Annotated in this window: 14 protein-coding genes; 7 read left to right on the forward strand and 7 right to left on the reverse strand. The window is 70.0% G+C overall.

What is annotated here, in order from left to right; genetic code table 11:
• Nucleotide 1: 1 nt before the first annotated feature.
• Both C3488_RS02795 and C3488_RS02800 read left to right on the forward strand, forming a co-directional pair.
• Nucleotides 2-1,159, forward strand: a complete 1,158-nt coding sequence (locus C3488_RS02795; protein ID WP_103837673.1) for an acyl-CoA dehydrogenase — start codon at nucleotides 2-4, stop codon at nucleotides 1,157-1,159.
• 227 nt (nucleotides 1,160-1,386) lie between these two features.
• Nucleotides 1,387-2,178 (forward strand): Fpg/Nei family DNA glycosylase, encoded by a 792-nt coding sequence (locus tag C3488_RS02800; protein WP_103837674.1) that lies wholly within the window; start codon nucleotides 1,387-1,389, stop codon nucleotides 2,176-2,178.
• 97 nt (nucleotides 2,179-2,275) lie between these two features.
• Here the strand turns inward: C3488_RS02800 and C3488_RS02805 are convergent, their stop codons facing one another.
• Entirely contained in the window at nucleotides 2,276-3,565 is a 1,290-nt protein-coding gene (locus tag C3488_RS02805; protein ID WP_103837675.1) for an LCP family protein, read from the reverse strand.
• 119 nt (nucleotides 3,566-3,684) lie between these two features.
• Here C3488_RS02805 and C3488_RS02810 point away from each other — a divergent pair, with 119 nt between their 5' ends.
• On the forward strand, nucleotides 3,685-4,257 hold the full coding sequence (locus C3488_RS02810) for an acyl-CoA thioesterase (protein WP_181138855.1): 573 nt from the start codon (nucleotides 3,685-3,687) through the stop codon (nucleotides 4,255-4,257).
• Between the two features lie 34 nt (nucleotides 4,258-4,291).
• On the opposite strand, the gene C3488_RS02815 is transcribed toward C3488_RS02810, so the two are convergent.
• The gene (locus C3488_RS02815; protein ID WP_103837676.1) at nucleotides 4,292-5,833 is read right to left on the reverse strand and encodes an LCP family protein; all 1,542 of its coding nucleotides are present in this window, start codon (nucleotides 5,831-5,833) and stop codon (nucleotides 4,292-4,294) included.
• A 98-nt stretch (nucleotides 5,834-5,931) separates the two neighbouring features.
• Here C3488_RS02815 and C3488_RS02820 point away from each other — a divergent pair, with 98 nt between their 5' ends.
• On the forward strand, nucleotides 5,932-6,960 hold the full coding sequence (locus C3488_RS02820) for a glycosyltransferase family 2 protein (RefSeq protein WP_103837677.1): 1,029 nt from the start codon (nucleotides 5,932-5,934) through the stop codon (nucleotides 6,958-6,960).
• 85 nt (nucleotides 6,961-7,045) lie between these two features.
• Here the strand turns inward: C3488_RS02820 and C3488_RS02825 are convergent, their stop codons facing one another.
• Nucleotides 7,046-7,474: a hypothetical protein gene (locus C3488_RS02825; RefSeq protein ID WP_146067825.1), complete on the reverse strand. Its 429-nt coding sequence runs from the start codon at nucleotides 7,472-7,474 to the stop codon at nucleotides 7,046-7,048.
• A gap of 247 nt (nucleotides 7,475-7,721) precedes the next feature.
• Here C3488_RS02825 and C3488_RS02830 point away from each other — a divergent pair, with 247 nt between their 5' ends.
• Nucleotides 7,722-8,192: a DUF2690 domain-containing protein gene (locus tag C3488_RS02830; RefSeq protein ID WP_103837679.1), complete on the forward strand. Its 471-nt coding sequence runs from the start codon at nucleotides 7,722-7,724 to the stop codon at nucleotides 8,190-8,192.
• A gap of 258 nt (nucleotides 8,193-8,450) precedes the next feature.
• On the opposite strand, the gene C3488_RS02835 is transcribed toward C3488_RS02830, so the two are convergent.
• From C3488_RS02835 to C3488_RS02850, 4 genes are all read right to left on the reverse strand, one after another.
• Nucleotides 8,451-10,055: an LCP family protein gene (locus C3488_RS02835; RefSeq protein ID WP_103837680.1), complete on the reverse strand. Its 1,605-nt coding sequence runs from the start codon at nucleotides 10,053-10,055 to the stop codon at nucleotides 8,451-8,453.
• Between the two features lie 138 nt (nucleotides 10,056-10,193).
• Nucleotides 10,194-11,927 (reverse strand): LCP family protein, encoded by a 1,734-nt coding sequence (locus tag C3488_RS02840; protein ID WP_103837681.1) that lies wholly within the window; start codon nucleotides 11,925-11,927, stop codon nucleotides 10,194-10,196.
• 239 nt (nucleotides 11,928-12,166) lie between these two features.
• On the reverse strand, nucleotides 12,167-13,312 hold the full coding sequence (locus C3488_RS02845; RefSeq protein ID WP_258053259.1) for an LCP family protein: 1,146 nt from the start codon (nucleotides 13,310-13,312) through the stop codon (nucleotides 12,167-12,169).
• 213 nt (nucleotides 13,313-13,525) lie between these two features.
• Nucleotides 13,526-14,284, reverse strand: coding sequence for a TIGR03089 family protein (locus C3488_RS02850; RefSeq protein ID WP_103837683.1), 759 nt, complete (start codon nucleotides 14,282-14,284; stop codon nucleotides 13,526-13,528).
• A gap of 137 nt (nucleotides 14,285-14,421) precedes the next feature.
• On the opposite strand from C3488_RS02850, the gene C3488_RS02855 reads away from it, so the two are divergent.
• Together C3488_RS02855 and C3488_RS02860 are read left to right on the forward strand one after the other, a co-directional pair.
• On the forward strand, nucleotides 14,422-15,921 hold the full coding sequence (locus tag C3488_RS02855) for an N-acetylmuramoyl-L-alanine amidase (protein ID WP_103837704.1): 1,500 nt from the start codon (nucleotides 14,422-14,424) through the stop codon (nucleotides 15,919-15,921).
• 150 nt (nucleotides 15,922-16,071) lie between these two features.
• Nucleotides 16,072-17,154 carry an NDP-sugar synthase gene (locus C3488_RS02860; protein ID WP_103837684.1) on the forward strand — a complete coding sequence of 361 codons (1,083 nt, stop codon included), beginning with the start codon at nucleotides 16,072-16,074 and terminating at the stop codon, nucleotides 17,152-17,154.
• Nucleotides 17,155-17,164 lie beyond the last annotated feature (10 nt).

The following is a 17,164-nucleotide window of genomic DNA, read 5'->3' on the forward strand; positions in this document are numbered from 1 at the left end:
CTTGGCCGGATCGGCTGACTTCGACCTGTACCGCCCGTCCGAAGAGCACGACATGCTCCGTGACGCCATCCGCTCGCTGGCCGAGGCGAAGATCGCGCCGTACGCCGCGGCGGTGGACGAGGAGGCCCGCTTCCCCCAGGAGGCGCTCGAGGCCCTGGTCGCGAACGACCTGCACGCGGTGCACGTACCGGAGGAGTACGGCGGCGCGGGCGCGGACGCGCTCGCCACCGTCATCGTGATCGAGGAGGTCGCACGCGTCTGCGTGTCCTCCTCCCTCATCCCGGCCGTGAACAAGCTGGGCTCGCTGCCGGTGATCCTCTCCGGGTCCGAGGAGCTGAAGAAGAAGTACCTCGCGCCGCTGGCCAAGGGTGACGCGATGTTCTCGTACTGCCTCTCCGAGCCGGAGGCGGGCTCGGACGCGGCCGGCATGAAGACGCGCGCCGTGCGCGACGGCGACCACTGGGTGCTCAACGGCGTCAAGCGCTGGATCACCAACGCGGGCGTCTCCGAGTACTACACGGTCATGGCGGTGACCGACCCCGAGAAGCGCTCCAAGGGGATATCCGCCTTCGTCGTCGAGAAGTCGGACCCCGGCGTGTCCTTCGGCGCCCCGGAGAAGAAGCTCGGCATCAAGGGCTCGCCCACCCGCGAGGTCTACTTCGACAACGTCCGCATTCCCGCCGACCGCATGATCGGCGAGGAGGGCACCGGCTTCGCCACGGCCATGCGCACTCTCGACCACACCCGCATCACCATCGCCGCCCAGGCCCTCGGTGTCGCGCAGGGGGCCTTCGACTACGCCAAGAACTACGTCAAGGAGCGCAAGCAGTTCGGCAAGCCGATCGCCGACTTCCAGGGCATCCAGTTCATGCTCGCCGACATGGCGATGAAGATCGAGGCCGCCCGCCAGCTGACCTACGCGGCCGCCGCCAAGTCCGAGCGCGGCGACTCGGACCTCACCTTCCAGGGCGCCGCCGCCAAGTGCTTCGCCTCGGACGTGGCCATGGAGGTCACCACGGACGCCGTCCAGCTGCTCGGCGGCTACGGCTACACCCGGGACTACCCGGTCGAGCGCATGATGCGCGACGCGAAGATCACCCAGATTTATGAGGGCACGAACCAAGTCCAGCGGATCGTGATGGCAAGGAACCTTCCCTGACGGGAAACCGCCTTCACCCGCTCCGACACCTCGGCCCCCGGCATCGCCGGGGGCCGTTCGCATGGGGGTGATCGGGCCGGGAGGCGCGCAGATGGCAGGTGGGGACCGGACGGCGCCGACGGGGAATGAAGCCGACGGGGAATGAAGGAGATGTCAGGGAAGGGGGCGGCGCTTCGCGGCGGCCGCCCCCAGGGCGCCGGGCAACGGCCGGCTGAAGGGCGTTCCTCATGCCTGAGCTGCCAGACGTCGAGGGATTCCGGAAGGTGCTCGAGTCCTGTGCGAAGGGCAGGGTCGTTCAACGCGTCGACGTGCGCGACGCAGGCGTCCTGCGCGGGGTGGGCGTGCGGCGGCTGCGGGACGCGCTGGAGGGCCGGCGGTTCACCGCGCCGCAGCGGCACGGGAAGTGGCTGCTCGCCCGCACCGGCGACGGTCCCACGCTCCTGCTGCACTTCGGCATGACGGGCCGGCTCGTCTGCGGGCGTCCCGACGATGCGGTGGAGGCCCACGACCGCGTCCTGTTCACCGTGAGCGGTCACCGCCAGCTCCGCTACCGCGACCAGCGCAAGCTTCAGGGACTCTGGCTGGCCGACGACGACTGCGACGTCGCCCGGCTGCTGGGCCGCCAGGGCCCCGACGCCATGGCGGTGGACGGCAAGGAGTTCGAGGCCGCGCTCTCCTCACGCCGCGGCCGTGTCAAGAGCGTCCTCATGGACCAATCCGTCCTGGCCGGACTGGGCAATCTGCTCGCCGACGAGATCCTGTGGCGTGCCGGGCTTCCTCCCACCCGCCGGGCCGGCGACCTCACCGAGGCCGAACTTGGGCGCCTGCACACCCACATGCGCCGTACCCTGCGCTCCGCGGTCACCGCCGGCTGCGTGCCCCCGCGCGACTCCTGGCTCACCGGCCACCGCGACGACCCGTACCCGGCCTGCCCGCGCTGCGGCGAGACCTTGCGTCGCTCGCGTGTCGCGGGTCGCGGGACGGTGTGGTGCCCGCGGTGCCAGCCGGACGGGTCCTGACCCGCCCCGCTCGGTCGGTGAGGCGGGAAGGGCGCCAGTCCCTTCCCCGCGCGATGCTGCCCGCCGTCGCGACAGGGCGAACGTGTCCCTCGGCGCACTAGTTGCCGGAGACCGTCACCCTCTGGTCGTTCTTCAGCTCGTCGACCAGCGTCTTGACCTTGGCCTTGTCCCACAGCAGGTTGCCGCCGGCCGAGCCGGAGATCGGCATGTTCATGGACTTGCCGTCGCCGCCGTTGACGCCCTTCATCGCCCAGAACATGGAGGCCAGGTCCCACAGGGACATGTCCTTGTCCACGGTCAGCGCGTCCAGGCCGGCGCCCGTCGTCGGGTAGAGCTTGAACGGGTTGAGAACCGTCGAGGGGGTCGCGACCTGGTGGGCGAGCGCCGCCAGGAACTTCTGCTGGTTCTTGGTGCGCTGCAGGTCGCTCTGCGCGAAGGCGTGCCGGGTGCGGACGAAGGCGAGGGCCTGCTCGCCGTTCAGTTTCTGCGTGCCCGCCTTGAAGTCGGCGCCCGAGTACTTGTCCTTGAAGCCCTTGTCGATCGTGATCGTGACACCGCCGACCGCGTCCACGATGTTCGCGAAGCCGTCGAAGCCGATCTCCGCGTAGTGGTCGATGCGCAGCCCGGTGTTGTACTCGATCGTGCGGACCAGCAGCTCCGGGCCGTCCTCCGCGTAGGCCGCGTTCAGCTTCACATGGCGTCCGGTGCCCTGGTAGACCTTGCCGGACGTGGACCCCTTGTACGTGGGTATCTCGACGTCCGAGTCGCGCGGCAGCGAGATCAGCGTGTCGCCGTTGTCGCCGACGTGCAGGATCATCATGGTGTCCGTGCGCTTGCCCTCGGCGGACCCGGTGTGCAGCTTCTCCTTGTCCGCGTCCGACATGCCGGCGCGGCTGTCGGAGCCGACGATCAGGTAGTTGGTGCCCTCGCCCGCAGCGGGCCGGTCGATGACCTTGGAGAGGTCGACCTCGCGGTGGAGCTTGGAGTCGGCCCAGAAGTAGGTGGCCACCGAGGTCACCGCCAACGCGGTGACCAGCGTGATCGCGGTCCACTTGATCCGGCGGCGCCAGTTGGGCGCGGGACGCGCCCCGCCGCCGGGGCCGCCGCCGCCCGGTCCGTGGGGTCTGCCGGGCGGGGTGCCGTAGACCTGGCCGGTGTTGTAACCGCTGTCATAGCCGTTGTCGTAGCCGCCGTACCCCTGGTCGTCGTACGTCGGCTGCTGCGGCACCCCTCCGTACGGCGGCGCGGCCTGCGGGCCGCCCGGTGCGCCGGGCGTACGCCGGACCTGCCGCATCACGCGCGCGCCCTCGGGCTGAGCGCTGGTGCTGCCGCGTCCGTAGCGGTTGCCGCGGCTGTCGTCGGACCATCCCTCGGGCCAATCGTTCATGCGCCCCAGTGTGCAGGGTCGGGCTGTGGGCCGTACAAGAGCCGAGGAAAAACAGGGTCAGGGCTGTTGCGAAGCCGACACAAAGTCTCCGGATCGTGGCGCGGCATAAGGTGGAGGCCATGACAGACCAGGCCCCCGCCCCGGAACCAGAAATTCTGGGCGAAACAGAGGCTGCACTCCCCGGGAAGCCCACCTCCGCGTCCCGGACCACGCTCAGCCACATCATGACCCACAACGACACCAACCTGCTGGGTACGGTGCACGGCGGCGTGATCATGAAACTCGTCGACGACGCGGCGGGCGCGGTGGCCGGCCGGCACAGCGGCGGACCCGCGGTGACGGCGTCGATGGACGAGATGGCGTTCCTGGAGCCCGTCCGGGTCGGCGACCTGGTCCATGTGAAGGCGCAGGTCAACTGGACGGGCCGGACGTCGATGGAGGTCGGCGTACGGGTCCTGGCCGAACGCTGGAACGAGTCCACCCCGCCCACCCAGGTCGGCTCCGCCTACCTGGTCTTCGCCGCGGTCGACGCGGACGGCAAGCCCCGCACGGTGCCGCCCGTGATCCCGGAGACGGACCGGGACAGGCGCCGCTACCAGGAGGCCCAGATCCGCCGCACCCACCGCCTGGCCCGTCGCCGAGCGATCAAGGAGCTACGGGAGAAGAGGGCGGCGGAGGGGTTCGAGGACTGACGCACGGTAGTTCCGTCTCCGCGCCCGGCGCCCTCTACGTCGGGCACACCACCTGATCCCCGGTCACCACCGCCTGTTGCGGCGTCGGCGAAGCCTTCGGTTCCGGCGTCCGCACCCGCACCGGCCGCACCTCCTTGAAGTCCGCCCCCACGATCACCCGCAGCGTCGCCCCCTGCCCCGGCACCGCCCGCAGCTCGCTCCCCGGCAACGCCGCCTCCAGGACCTTCGCCGAGCGGTCCCAGCGCGGGTCGTACATCACGACCGTGCGTCGCACTCCGCGCTCCGCCGCGTTCACCGGCTGCCGCGTGGTGCGGAACCCGGCGGCGGCGAGCCCGTCGTCCGCCCGCCTGCCGAGCCCCTCCGTCAGCGTGCCGTTCTCCACCCGCACCTGGATCTGCTGCGGAGGCACCTCCACCTCCGCCGCCGCGGGTTTCCGGCCGGGAGCCTCCGGTTTCGCCTGCCCCTTCGGCCGCGACTCGTGAGGAGCGAGCGGCCGGTCCTCCCGCAGTGAGTCGAACAACGCCTTCGCCTTCACGTCGTCCCACTTCACCGTCGACCCCAGCCCCTTGACCTCGTACTCCATCCGCCCGATCGGCACGGTCGTGAACTCCGACGACCGCGGCGAGAAGTTCCGCATGGCCCGCCCCAGGTCCAGCAACTGGTCCGTCCCGAACCCCTGATCCGCCCGCACCGCCCCGAGCGCCGCCTGCGCCACGTCCCGGAGCCTCATCGGGTTCAGCAGCACACCCGACGACGTCGCCCGGTCGATCAGCGCCGCCAGGAACCTCTGCTGCCGCTGCATCCGCCCCAGGTCGGACGCGCCGTCCACGTGCCGGGACCGCACGTACTGCAACGCCTGCCCGCCGCCGAGCAGATGCGTGCCCACGCCCAGATCGAGCCCGGTGTAGGTGTCCTTCAGCGGCTGTGTGGTGCACACCCGTACCCCGCCGAGGACGTCCACCGTCCTCATGAAGCTGATGAAGTCGACCTCCAGGTAGTGGTCGATCTTCAGATGGGTCATGTCCTCGACCGTCCGCACGGTCAGGTTCGGCCCGCCCTCCGCGTACGCCGCGTTCAGCCGGACCGGGTGGGTGGCGCGCCGCTGCCCTGTCGCCTCGTCGGTGTGCTCGGGCACCTCCGCGTAGGAGTCGCGGGGCAGGCTGACCACGGTCGCCCGCTCCCGGTCCGCCGAGATGTGCACGATCATGATCGTGTCGGTGCAGTGGCAGGGCTCGCCGCCCAGGTGGAACGCCCGCCGCTCCCTCTCCGTGATCCTGTCGCGCCCGTCGGTGCCGACCAGCAGGACGTTCATGCCGTTCCCCGCCGCGGGACGGTTCTTCATGTCCCTGAAGGGGTCGATGCGGGAGATCCCGCTGTCGAGGCTGGTGATCACCGCATGACCGATGCCCGCCGCGACCAGGACCACCACCGACAGTGTCGTGGTCATCCGCACGGGCCAGCCGCGCTTCCGCGGCCGGACGGGCGGCCGCTTGGCGGGGGAGCGGCGGACCGGCTCGCGGCGCGCGGGCGGGCGGGCGGGCGTGGGCACGGGGGAGACCTCCGCGGGGATGGGCATGGGTCCGCGAGCACCGTAGGCCCCCGTGATCTTCGGCCCTCGGTGGCGCCCGGGCGGCGCGCACCGGTGTCCCCCGTTCGCGGTAACGTGAGGCTCCTATGAACGCCAAGCCCGACGTGCAGCTGCCTGCCGTGTCCGTGATCATGCCCGTGCTCAACGAGGAGCGGCATCTGCGCGGAGCCGTCCGAGCGATCCTCGCGCAGGAGTACGGCGGCGAGATGGAAGTCGTGATCGCGCTCGGCCCGTCCACGGACCGCACGGACGAGATCGCGGCCGAGCTGGTCCGGGAGGACCCCCGCGTGCACACGGTCCCGAACCCGACCGGCCGCACGCCCGCCGCGCTCAACGCCGCGATCAAGGCCTCCCGGCACCCGATCGTGGTCCGCGTCGACGGCCACGGCATGCTCTCGCCGAACTACATCGCGACCGCCGTACGCCTCCTGGAGGAGACCGGCGCGCAGAACGTCGGCGGCATCATGCACGCCGAGGGCGAGAACGACTGGGAGCACGCGGTCGCCGCCGCCATGACCTCGAAGATCGGTGTCGGGAACGCCGCCTTCCACACCGGCGGAGAGGCCGGCCCCGCGGAGACGGTCTACCTCGGCGTCTTCCGCCGGGAGGCCCTCGAGCAGCAGGGCGGCTACAACGAGGAGTTCATCAGGGCCCAGGACTGGGAGCTGAACTTCCGCATCCGCGAGGCGGGCGGCCTGATCTGGTTCTCTCCGGAGCTGAAGGTGTCGTACCGGCCCAGGCCCTCGGTGCGCGCGCTCGCCAAGCAGTACAAGGACTACGGCCGCTGGCGCCATGTCGTCGCCCGCTACCACGAGGGCTCCATCAACCTGCGCTACCTCGCCCCGCCGACCGCCGTGTGCGCGATCGCTGCGGGCATCGTGGTGGGCGCCGCGATCACCCCGTGGGGTTTCGTGATCCCCGGCGGCTATCTCGCGGCGATCGTGCTGGGCTCCGTCCCGGCGGGCAGGGGCCTGCCGCTGAAGGCCCGTCTGCAGATCCCCGTCGCCCTCGCCACGATGCACATGTCGTGGGGCTGGGGCTTCCTGACGAGCCCCAGGTCCCTGGCGAGGAAGGTCATCGCGTCCCGGCGGCCGGCTGTGGTCAGCCAGGCCTGACCGGCCCGATTGCCGGAGCCGTCGGCAGACGCGCATCAGCCCCGGACACCCTGCGTGGGTCCGGGGCTGGTGCAGGGGAGGGACGTCAGCACACGGAGCTGGTCGATCCCCCGGTCGAGTTCAGGTAGCCCGTGGCGTGCGTGCAGTACGCGGCCGTGTTGGCCGCAGGACCCCACAACTCGGACCGCGTGGTGTTGTTCAGGGTGGCCTGTCCGTAGTCGGTGCCGGAGTCCGCCTCGTTGACGATCTTCACGTACAGGTCCCAGGAAGAGTGCGTGTCGCGGTACTGCTGCCAGACGTAGATGTAGGCGTAGTTGTAGCCGCAGCCGTAGTACTGCTTCACCGACGCGGCCTGGATGCCGCCCACCGTCAGGACGCGCGTGGTCCCGACCTGGGAGACGCTCGAGCACGAGGAGGGCGTGGAGGCGGAGGCGCTGGGGGCCACGACGACGCCGATGCCGATGAGCGCGGCGAGGGAGGTGAGAACTGTTCCGATCTTCTTAGTGACGTTCATGGGCCGGATGCTTGCATAAGAGATCAATAAGTAAAAATCCTTACCCGATCGAGGAGTTGGCGCCCATCGCTCCGCGACACGAGCGCCGTACCGGCTCCTGCCCGGCACCCCGTGCCCGGCAACTTCGCCGGGAGCAAAGTCAGTTGACGGTATGTCGTGGCCATGATCGGATTGGCGCGCTTTCCACTCTCACACGCCTGCCGGTCACCGGCCGCAGGCTCAGCACGCATGCCCAGGAGGGGACCAAGTGCGTTCCAAGATGAGGAACTTCGCTCGTGCGGGTGTGGTGGCCGGGGGACTCGGACTCGCGATGATCGCGGCCACGGGGGGCGCCCAGGCCTACACGTACGACGGCTCCGACCCGTCGTCCACCGGTTGCTCCTCCGGTGCCAGCACGGTGGCGTCCGCGACCGTCAAGAACAGCAACGCCACGTTCGGCACGATCGAGCTGAGATACAGCCTGGCCTGCCACACCGCTTGGGCGAGACTGACCCTGAACTACACCCAGGGAGCGTGCGGCAACGCCTCCGCGGGCTACGACTGCGCCCACGCCTACGTCATCCGCAACAACGACGGCCGCACCTACAGCTGCACCATTTCCCAGGGGCAGTCGCAGTGCTACACGCCGATGGTCTACGACAAGGGCATGACCTCCTTCGCCCAGGCGGCCATCGACTCCGCGGCGGGCTCCGCCAACACCCGGACCGCCGCCTACTGACCGTACGCAACTGAGAGGGGCTCGGACCCGGCGTGCCGAACCCCTCTCCGCCGTGTCGGAGGCCAGATCAGTTGCAGCCCATCGCGTTGCTCCACCACTCGTCCTCGGGGGCGATGGTGTGAAGGTACGCGCAGGCGTTGGGCGCGTAGACGTACACGGGACCGGCGTACTTGGTGAAGTTGCCGTCGTTCTCGTGCGGAGGGGCCTGCCACCCAAGTGGCAGGCCCCTCCGTCCTGCGGAACACGGCCGTTGGCCGACTACCAGCGGTAGGGCTTGTAGACGTCCATGCACTGGCCGGTGTCCGAGCCGTTGATGGCGTCGGAGTTGCTGGGAAGGTCCCCGGGCTTCGGAGCGGACTGCTTCGGGTAGCTGGTGCCGGTACGCCAGTCCGAGCCCACGACCACCGTGACGCCCGACACGTCGGTCGACTTCTTCACGGCACTCATGGGAATGCCCAGTGCCGTGGCGACGCTCCGGGCGTCACCCTCCAGGTCCGCGCTCGGGTAGCGCACGACCGTCTGGTCCTCGGACAGCGCCGCGGTCGTGTCGGCCACCGCCTTGGCGAAGCCCTTCCCCACGAGCACCTGGCTGATGTCGCGCGCCCGGCGGGGCACCGGGGCCTGCGTGGACGTCCTGGTGGCGTTCTGCACCACCACGCCCAACCGGTCGGCCGCGACCGTGGCCGAGGGAGCCTTGGCCGCCTGGCTCGCGCTCGCCGTCTTCTTCGGCGCCGGCGCCGTGCCCTTGTCGTCGAACGGCACGTCGTCGCGGATCATCTCCCAGATCTTGTCCGCGTTGGCGCCGTCGGGGACCACGTGGTCGTCGTTCTGCGGGTCGGCGACGTTGGGCATCGTGGTCATCGTGATGCGGTTCGTCGGGACCGTCTTGAGCTGCATCGCCAGGTCGTAGAGCTTCCTGACCGAGCCGATCTCCTCGGAGACCTGCAGGGACTTCGTGGCCGCCTCGGCCAGATTCATCAGCCGGCCGGTGTCGGTGAAGACGTTCTCGCTCTTCAGCGTGCGGATCATCGAGTTCATGTACATGTGCTGCGCTCTGGCCCGCAGCAGGTCACTGCCCCAGGCGTGCCGGGTGCGCAGCCACTGCAGGGCCTGCTTGCCCGTGACCTTCTTGGTGCCGGCCGTCATCTTCAGGCCGGAACCACCGGGTACCTTGGGCAGTGGGCGGTCCCAGACGTTCTGGTTCACGCAGACGTCGACGCCGCCGATGGCGTCCGCCATCTTCACCACGCCGGCGAAGTCGATCATCATCCAGTGGTCGATGTAGACCTTGGTCAGGTTCTGCCAGGTGGCCAGCGTGCAGCCGGGGCCGCCGCGGGCCAGCGACTCGTTGATGATGGCGTTGGTCGGCGGGTACTCGTGGCCGGTCGCCGGGTCCTTGCACTTGGGGATGTCGACGCGGGTGTCGCGCGGGATGCTCACCACGGCGGCGCTCTTGCGGTCGGCGGACAGGTGGATGAGCATCTCGACGTCCGCCAGCGGCGGGTTGCCACGGTTGTCCCTGCTGCCGCCCAGCGCCACGTTCGCGTCGGAGTTACGGCTGTCCGAGCCGATCAGCAGGATGTTCACCGGCGTCTGGCCGGCCGCGTTCGGCTGGGTCTTCTGTGCCTTGGAGTCGCCACTGCTGCGCTCGCCCTTACGGATGTTCCCGTTCAGGTGCTGGTAGTAGAGGTATCCGGCGCCGGCCGTGCCGAGTATGACGACCGACAGAACCGTCGCCGACCACCGCAGCGTGCGCCTCCTGCGGCGTCTGTTGCCGCCGCCGCGTCCGCCGTTGCCGGGCCCTCGCCCCCCGCTCGAGCCATGGCCGTCCGGCGTGTGCCGTCCCTGGGGTGAGAGGGACATGGCCTCTTCGACCGCAGATGCTTCCCCGCGCAGACCGTACTGCGTCAACTACCCATCCTCCCCACCCTTGCGGCACCTGACGGGCCTGTCAGGCGTCCTGTTAGACGCACGACCGGCCCATAAGGTGGCGCTGTGCGCTCAACTGGCGCACTGAACCTTGTCCGCTGTGGACCTGTTGGGGACGTCCGGCGCCTTGGTCGGAGCGGTGAGCGGCGTGCCCGGGCCCTGGAAGTCCTGTCCGAGGGTCAGCACGATCGCGGGCAGCCCCTGGTCGTTCTTCTCGCTCTTGCCCGGCTTCAGCGCCGAAGCGGGCAATCCCATGATGTCCGCCAGCTTCCGCGCCTGGTCGGCCTGGTCGGGAGAGTACTCGAGCGTCGTCTTGCCGAGTGTCCTGCCCGCGTTGCCGAGCTGGCTGGACTTGGTCACGCCCTCGTTGTTCTGCAGCCAGCTCAAAGTCGCCTGTGCGCTGCCGCCGGGGGCGCCGCCGTTGTAGATGTCGACGCGGATGTCCCCGGCAGCCGAGCGTGAGCCCTTGAGCAGGTCGTTCCCGGCGGTCTTCGCCGCCTGCTGCTTCTTCTTCACCGTGGTGAAGGACACGTCGTTCTTGATCGCGTTGAAGACCTGGGGAGCCGAGTTCGGGTCGACGATGACTGTCTTGTGCACCGGGCCGTCCGCAGGATTGTCGGCCACCGGCACGGTCAGGAAGGTGATGTTCTTCGGCGGCACCTTCTTGAGCTCCAGGGCCACGTCCTTGAGCGTGCTCACCTTGTGCAGGCCCGTGTCGACGGTCAGTGCCTTGGTGGCGGCCTCGGCGAGGTCGAGCAGCTTCGACGGGTTGGTCAGCGTGTCGCTCGAGGCCATCTTGCGCATCAGCGACGCCATGAACTGCTGCTGCACCTTGATCCGGTCCAGGTCGCCATGGTTGCCCCAGGCGTGCCGCGTGCGCACGAACGCGAGGGCCTTCTCACCCTCGATCGTGGACGGGCCGGCGGGCAACTGGAGGTGCGACTTCTCGTCGTTGACCGCGTGCTTCAGACACACCTGGACGCCGCCCACCGCCGTCGTCAGCGTCTTGACCGCGTTGAAGTCGAGCATCATGAAGTGGTCGGGCTCTATGCCCCCGGTGATCTCCTTCACCGTGCGCATCGTGCAGCCGGGGTCGCGGCCGTCCTGCCCGAGGCTCGTGTTGAAGCGGACGTTCTGCGTGCCGGGGATGACCTTGACGGTGCCGTCGGGCTGCTTGGTCGGGCAGTCCGGGACGTTGACGATCAGGTCGCGGGGGATGCTGAGCGCGGTCGCGTTCGTCCGGTCCTTGGAGACGTGCAGCAGGATGTTGGTGTCGGCATGGCCGACGCTGCCCTTGTCGCCGTAGCCCTCGTTGCCCTTACCGGTGCGCTTGTCGGTACCGATGATCAGGATGTTGAAGGCCTCGTCCTTGCTGAAGCCGTTCTTCGCGGCGTCACCCACGTCCGTCGTAGAGACGTTGCCCTCGAGGTGCTGCAGGTAGAAGTAACCGGCCGCCGTGACCGCGACGAGCACGAACGCCATGCTGCCGCCGGTCCACAGCAGTATCTTCTTCGCCTTGCCCTTCTTGGGCTTGGTACGGCCCCGGCGGCGCCCCTGCGGCTCCGGGGGCGCCCCCCGGCGGCGGCGCTGACCGGGGAGGACGTCCGGGGCCGGTTCCCCGTGGCCGGGTGCCGTGCGGGTGCCCCCCTGCGCGCTGCCGGCGGGGGTCTCCCTGCGCGGTCTCGGCACGGACGACTGCGCTCCGGGAGCGGCCAGTCGCAGTTCGTATTCGCCGGTGTTCGGGTTGAGCACCCACTGGTCTGCGGGGTCGATGTTGTCCGCCCGCCCACGGCCTTGCGCGTCCACGGTTGTCCGAATCCTCCGTCGGGGCCACGCGGCGCCTTCCCCCTCGAGGCGCTCGGGTCTCTTCAGCCAGTGCGTGTGCCCAGGACGGACCTCGGGGCGTGGCACCGGATCGCTCACACTATCCGCCCAGTTCAGCGTTGAGCGACGGCGGTGACAAATTCCACTTCCCCACAACCGGGCAATCCGCCCTATATCTCAGACACTTCTTAGCTCACGCGTTCCCCGTCATGGGGTGCGCTTTACCCGCAGGCGTCCTGGGCGGCCGTGTTGCCGGTGAAAGTGGGAGTGGGCCCGGATGGTGCCTTCTCCCGCGAACCGGGTCCGGAACCGGGCGGCGTATTGCTCGTTTTTGCGACTGAATTACCCGGAACTTCCTTGGTGACCTCGACCGGCTGGTCCGCGCGCAGACGCCGGAAGAGTCTGTCCGCCGCCGGCTGCACGAGTTGGTCACGATTGATGTCGCCCGGGTACGGGGTGCGCGGGGCCGTCAGGAACCGCACATGTTCCGCGGAGAGGTTCCCGAGCCCGCGCACGAGTGCATAGAGTCCGCGCAGACTCGCCAGACCCGGGTCCGTGGTGAGGGCCGAGGTGGCCGCGTCCAGCACGGGATACAGCTTCACCGGGTTGAGCAGGACGCCGTTGCTGCGCACCTTGGTCACCAGCGCGCCGAGGAAACGCTGCTGGCGCTCCATCCGCTCGGTGTCGCTGCCGTCGCCGAGGCTCTTGCGGGCCCGTACGTAGCCGAGAGCCTGCTCGCCGTCGAGCGTCACCTTGCCCGCGGGCAGTCTGAGCCTGGCGGCCGTGTCGTCGATCGGATGCCGCAGGCACACCTGGACGCCACCGAGCGCGTCGATCATCTTCTTGAAGCCGTTGAAGTCGACGACCATGTGGTGGTCGACGCGGATGTTCGTCAGCTTCTCGACGGTACGGACCGTGCAGGCGGAACCCCCGGTCGCGAAGGCGTGGTTGAACATGGTGAACTGCGCCTCGCTGCGGCTGCCGTCCGGCCGGCCGCAGCTCGGCACGTTCACCATGAGGTCACGGGGCAGGGACACGGCGGTGGCACTGCGCCGGTCGGCCGCGAGGTGCAGCAGGATCGTGGTGTCGGACCGCTCCGTCCCGGCATCCCGCCCGTACCGGCCGTTGCCGGCACCCGCACGCGAGTCGGACCCGATGAGCAGGATGTTCCGCGCACCGCGCACGAGCGAAGCCGGCCGCTCCTTCTCGTACCGGGCGAGCTCGGCGGCGGCGGCCTCGTCCGCGGTGATGTTCGAGTCCAGCTTCTCGTACGCGACCCAGCCGGCCCCGGCGGCACCCAGCAGGAGCGCGGCCAGTCCGACCGCACACCACCGCACCCAGCGCCACCGCCGATGACGTGCTCTCACTGCCGGGTCCACCGCCTTGCGTCGTATGAGCGGAAGCTGCTGTTACGACCATGGCCCGGGGCCGGGTTGCGGGGCTTCCGATACTGGTCCGGATGGACGCCGACCGCTCCTCTATAGGGGCGCGGGACCGTGAGATCGTGCGGCTCCGCGGCGTGGCGTGATCAGCCGCGGGGGGCGCGCGGTCGAACAACCGCGGGGACCGCCCGGCGCTGATCAGCTGACAGCCGTCGCCGTCACCTTTTCGCTCTCGATCCGCTTGGCCAGCCCTTCCTCTCCCAACCGCTCGAGATGCCGGCACAACACGACCGAGCCTCCCGCGGCCAAGGGCGCGTACAACCCGGCGCTCAACCCGGCCCAGGTGTCGTACGGCAACCCCGACAGCAACCGCGCCCCGGGGCCCGTCAGCCCGAGGGGCGGTGCGTCCGCCCGGGCCCGTTCCACGACCTCCGCCGCCGTGTACTCGGCCCCGGCGACGATCAGCGCCGGCTCGTCCGGGTCGACGGGAGCGTACGGCTGGAAGCGGTCGCCCTGGCTCGGCACTTCGACGGCGTAGTCGACGAAGCCGTCCGGGGCCTGCGGGAAGCGGCCGCCCAGGGGGCGCAGGGCGAGGGCCACGCGCTCCCCGGAGCAAGCGCGCGCCGCGTCCAGCGTGTCAGGGCCGCTGACCACGAGGTCGGCGGCGCCCGGATCGCCGTCGACGTCCGCGAGGACGCCCACGGACGAGCAGGCGAGCAGCCACACCGCCGTCTGCCAGTGCGCGGGCAGCAGCAGTGCGACCCGGTCGCCGGGCTCGGCGGCGAGGTCACCCTGAAGGAGGTTGGCGGTCTTGGCCACCCAATTGGCGAAGGTGGCCACGGAGAGTTCGACGCGTTCGCCCGTGGCGTCGTCGTAGAAGGTCACCAGGGGGCGCGCGGGGTCCGCGGCGAGCGCGGATCGCAGCAGGTCGGCGGGGGTGCGGTCGGTGGCGTTCACGGCGCAAGAGTACGCGGGGGCGGGCGTGCGCGCGTCGGTGGCGGGATGTCGGGCGCCACCGGTTCGGCCGAGTGCAGTCGACGGGTCGTCAGATTCTAAATGGACATATATGTCTGACTATGTCCAAGATCTCATGCATGCGTGGATATCTTGCTTCCTCGATCGGTGCCACCTGTGCGGCGGTACTGACCCTTCCGCTCGCGATCCCGGCCGCGGTGGCCGGAACAGGTGTGCGGCATCCGTCGGCTTCGGCGGCCGTCCCCGGCAGTACCCAGTCCTTCCCCCTCGTGCCCTTCACCCGCACCGCCGGGGCGGTGGTCGAAGCGGGTCTGACCCCGCAGGCGGTGCGCTCCTTCTCGCTCGTCGGCGTCGTCTGGGACGACCCGGGCACCGAACTCCACGGCCATGTCGAGGTCCGTACCCGCGCGAGCGGGACGCACCAGTGGTCCGAGTGGCAGGAACTCGAGACGCACCACCACGGCCACGGCCCCGACCCCGGCACTGCGGAGGGCCGGTCCAGCAGGGCGCGCGGGGCGACTGCGCCGCTGTGGGTCGGTGACTCGGACGGAGTGGCGGTACGGGTGAGCGCCGAGGGGGACGACACCGGAACGACGCGATCGCCCGTGCTCCCCAACGGACTCCGCGTCGAACTGGTCGACCCCGGCGTCGATTCGAAGCCGGGCGCCCCCGGCCCCACCGCACACGCGGCGGCGCCGGAACCGTCCGACCGGAGCGCGCCCGGCACCGCGGCCGCTGCGGGCTCCAACGCGCTCGGCCGGGACGCCGGTCGCATGTCCCCGGGTGACGGCGCGGCCCCGTCACCCTCGCACGAGGCGCTGGAGCCGCAGGGGGCGAAGGATTCGGGGGGACCGCAGGGGACGGTGAAGGAACCGCCGGACACGGCGGAGGAGACCGCCGCCCCCGCGCAGGGGACGGCGAACCCCGCGGACACCACCGGCCCCGCAAAGGAAACTCCGGGCAAGGAGCCGGAAGCAGTCCCTCAGCAGCTCCCGGAGCACTCGGGGACCCACACCGCCCCGCGCCCGAAAATCGTCACCCGCAGCGGCTGGGGCGCGGACGAAACCCTGCGCGAGGCGGGCTTCGTCTACACGGACAGCGTGAAGGTGGCGTTCGTGCACCACACGGCGTCGGGCAACAACTACACCTGCGCGGAGGCGCCTTCCGTCATCCGCAGTATCTACCGCTACCACGTGGTGAGTAACGGCTGGCGGGACATCGGCTACAACTTCCTCGTCGACAAGTGCGGAACCATCTACGAGGGCCGCGCCGGAGGCATCGACAAGCCTGTGCTGGGCGCCCACACCCTCGGGTTCAACAGCGACAGCACGGGCATCGCCGTCATCGGCACCTACTCCGGAAACACCAAACCGTCGGCCCAGACGCTGGACGGCGTGGGCGCACTGAGCGCGTGGAAACTCGGTCTGTACGGCATGGATCCGCGCGCCACGACATACCTGGTGTCCGGAGGTGGCAATCTCTACCCAAAGGGTGTGAAGGCACAACTCAACGTGCTCTCGGGCCATCGCGACGGGTACGCCACGGACTGTCCTGGAGCGCAGCTCTACGGCAAACTCTCCACGATCCGCTCCACCGCGGCCCGCCTGCAGGGCCGCTGAGGACAAAAGCCCGCCGCATGACGAAGGTGCCTGAGAGAGACCACTCTCACGGTCCTCATAACGCCCCTTGCGGTCCTCGCAACACGGTCTGCATACACTGGTCGGCCGATTCACAGTCTGGCCGGTCCCGGCAGGAAGCAGAGACGACAGGTGACAGAAGCGATCCTCCTGGTCGGCGGTAGAGGCACCCGACTTCGCCCGCTCACGGTGCACACCCCCAAGCCGATGGTTCCGGCGGCCGGGGTCCCGTTCCTCACACACCAGCTGGCGCGGGCGAAGGCGGCGGGCGTGGAGCACATCGTGCTCGCCACCTCCTATCTGGCTGAGGTCTTCGAGCCGTACTTCGGTGACGGCTCGTCCCTCGGCCTCCGCCTCGAGTACGTCACGGAGGAGGAGCCCCTCGGCACGGGCGGCGCCATCCGAAACGTGGTGAGCCGCCTCCACTCCGGTCCCGAGGACCCGGTGCTGGTCTTCAACGGGGACATCCTCACGGGCCTCGACATCCGCGCCCTGGTCCACACCCACCAGTCGACGGGCGCGGACGTGTCGCTGCACCTGACGAAGGTGACGGACCCGAGGGCGTACGGCCTGGTCCCCACGGACGAGGCGGGCCGGGTGACGGCGTTCCTGGAGAAGCCGCAGACCCCCGAGGAGATCGTCACCGACCAGATCAACGCCGGCGCGTACGTCTTCCGCCGCTCGGTGATCGACACGATTCCCGTGGGCCGCCCGGTGTCGGTGGAACGCGAGACGTTCCCGGACCTGCTCGCGGCGGGAGCCCATCTGCAGGGCATGGTCGACTCCACGTACTGGCTGGACCTGGGCACCCCGGCCGCCTTCGTGCGCGGCTCGGCGGACCTCGTCCTCGGGCGGGCCCCGTCCCCGGCGGTACCCGGCCGCTGCGGCGACCGTCTGATCCTGCCGACGGCCACGGTCGCGTCGGACGCGAAGCTGACGGGCGGCACGGTGGTGGGCGAGGGCGCGTTCGTCGGAGAGGGCGCCCGGATCTCCGGCAGCACGGTGCTCTCCGGCGCCGTCGTGGAGCCCGGCGCGGTCATCACGGACTCCCTGATCGGCGCCCGCTCCCGCATCGGCGAGCGCTCGATCGTCACGGGCGCGGTCATCGGTGACGGCGCGGTGGTCGGCGCGGACAACGAACTCCGTGAAGGAGTGCGGGTCTGGTGCGACGCGCGGATCCCGGCGGGCGCGGTGCGCTTCTCCTCGGACCAGTAGCAGCGCCTTT

The sequence above is a fragment of the Streptomyces sp. Ru72 genome (assembly GCF_002920635.1).
Lineage (GTDB): Bacteria > Actinomycetota > Actinomycetes > Streptomycetales > Streptomycetaceae > Streptomyces.

Bases quoted from the DNA above. Each gene is read 5' to 3' on its own strand.
- C3488_RS02820 (WP_103837677.1), top strand. From the start codon at position 5,932: ATGAACGCCAAGCCCGACGTGCAGCTGCCTGCCGTGTCCGTGATCATG.
- C3488_RS02855 (WP_103837704.1), top strand. From the start codon at position 14,422: ATGCGTGGATATCTTGCTTCCTCGATCGGTGCCACCTGTGCGGCGGTA.
- C3488_RS02810 (WP_181138855.1), top strand. From the start codon at position 3,685: ATGACAGACCAGGCCCCCGCCCCGGAACCAGAAATTCTGGGCGAAACA.
- C3488_RS02815 (WP_103837676.1), bottom strand. From the start codon at position 5,833: ATGCCCATCCCCGCGGAGGTCTCCCCCGTGCCCACGCCCGCCCGCCCG.
- C3488_RS02805 (WP_103837675.1), bottom strand. From the start codon at position 3,565: ATGAACGATTGGCCCGAGGGATGGTCCGACGACAGCCGCGGCAACCGC.
- C3488_RS02835 (WP_103837680.1), bottom strand. From the start codon at position 10,055: ATGTCCCTCTCACCCCAGGGACGGCACACGCCGGACGGCCATGGCTCG.
- C3488_RS02825 (WP_146067825.1), bottom strand. From the start codon at position 7,474: ATGAACGTCACTAAGAAGATCGGAACAGTTCTCACCTCCCTCGCCGCG.
- C3488_RS02800 (WP_103837674.1), top strand. From the start codon at position 1,387: ATGCCTGAGCTGCCAGACGTCGAGGGATTCCGGAAGGTGCTCGAGTCC.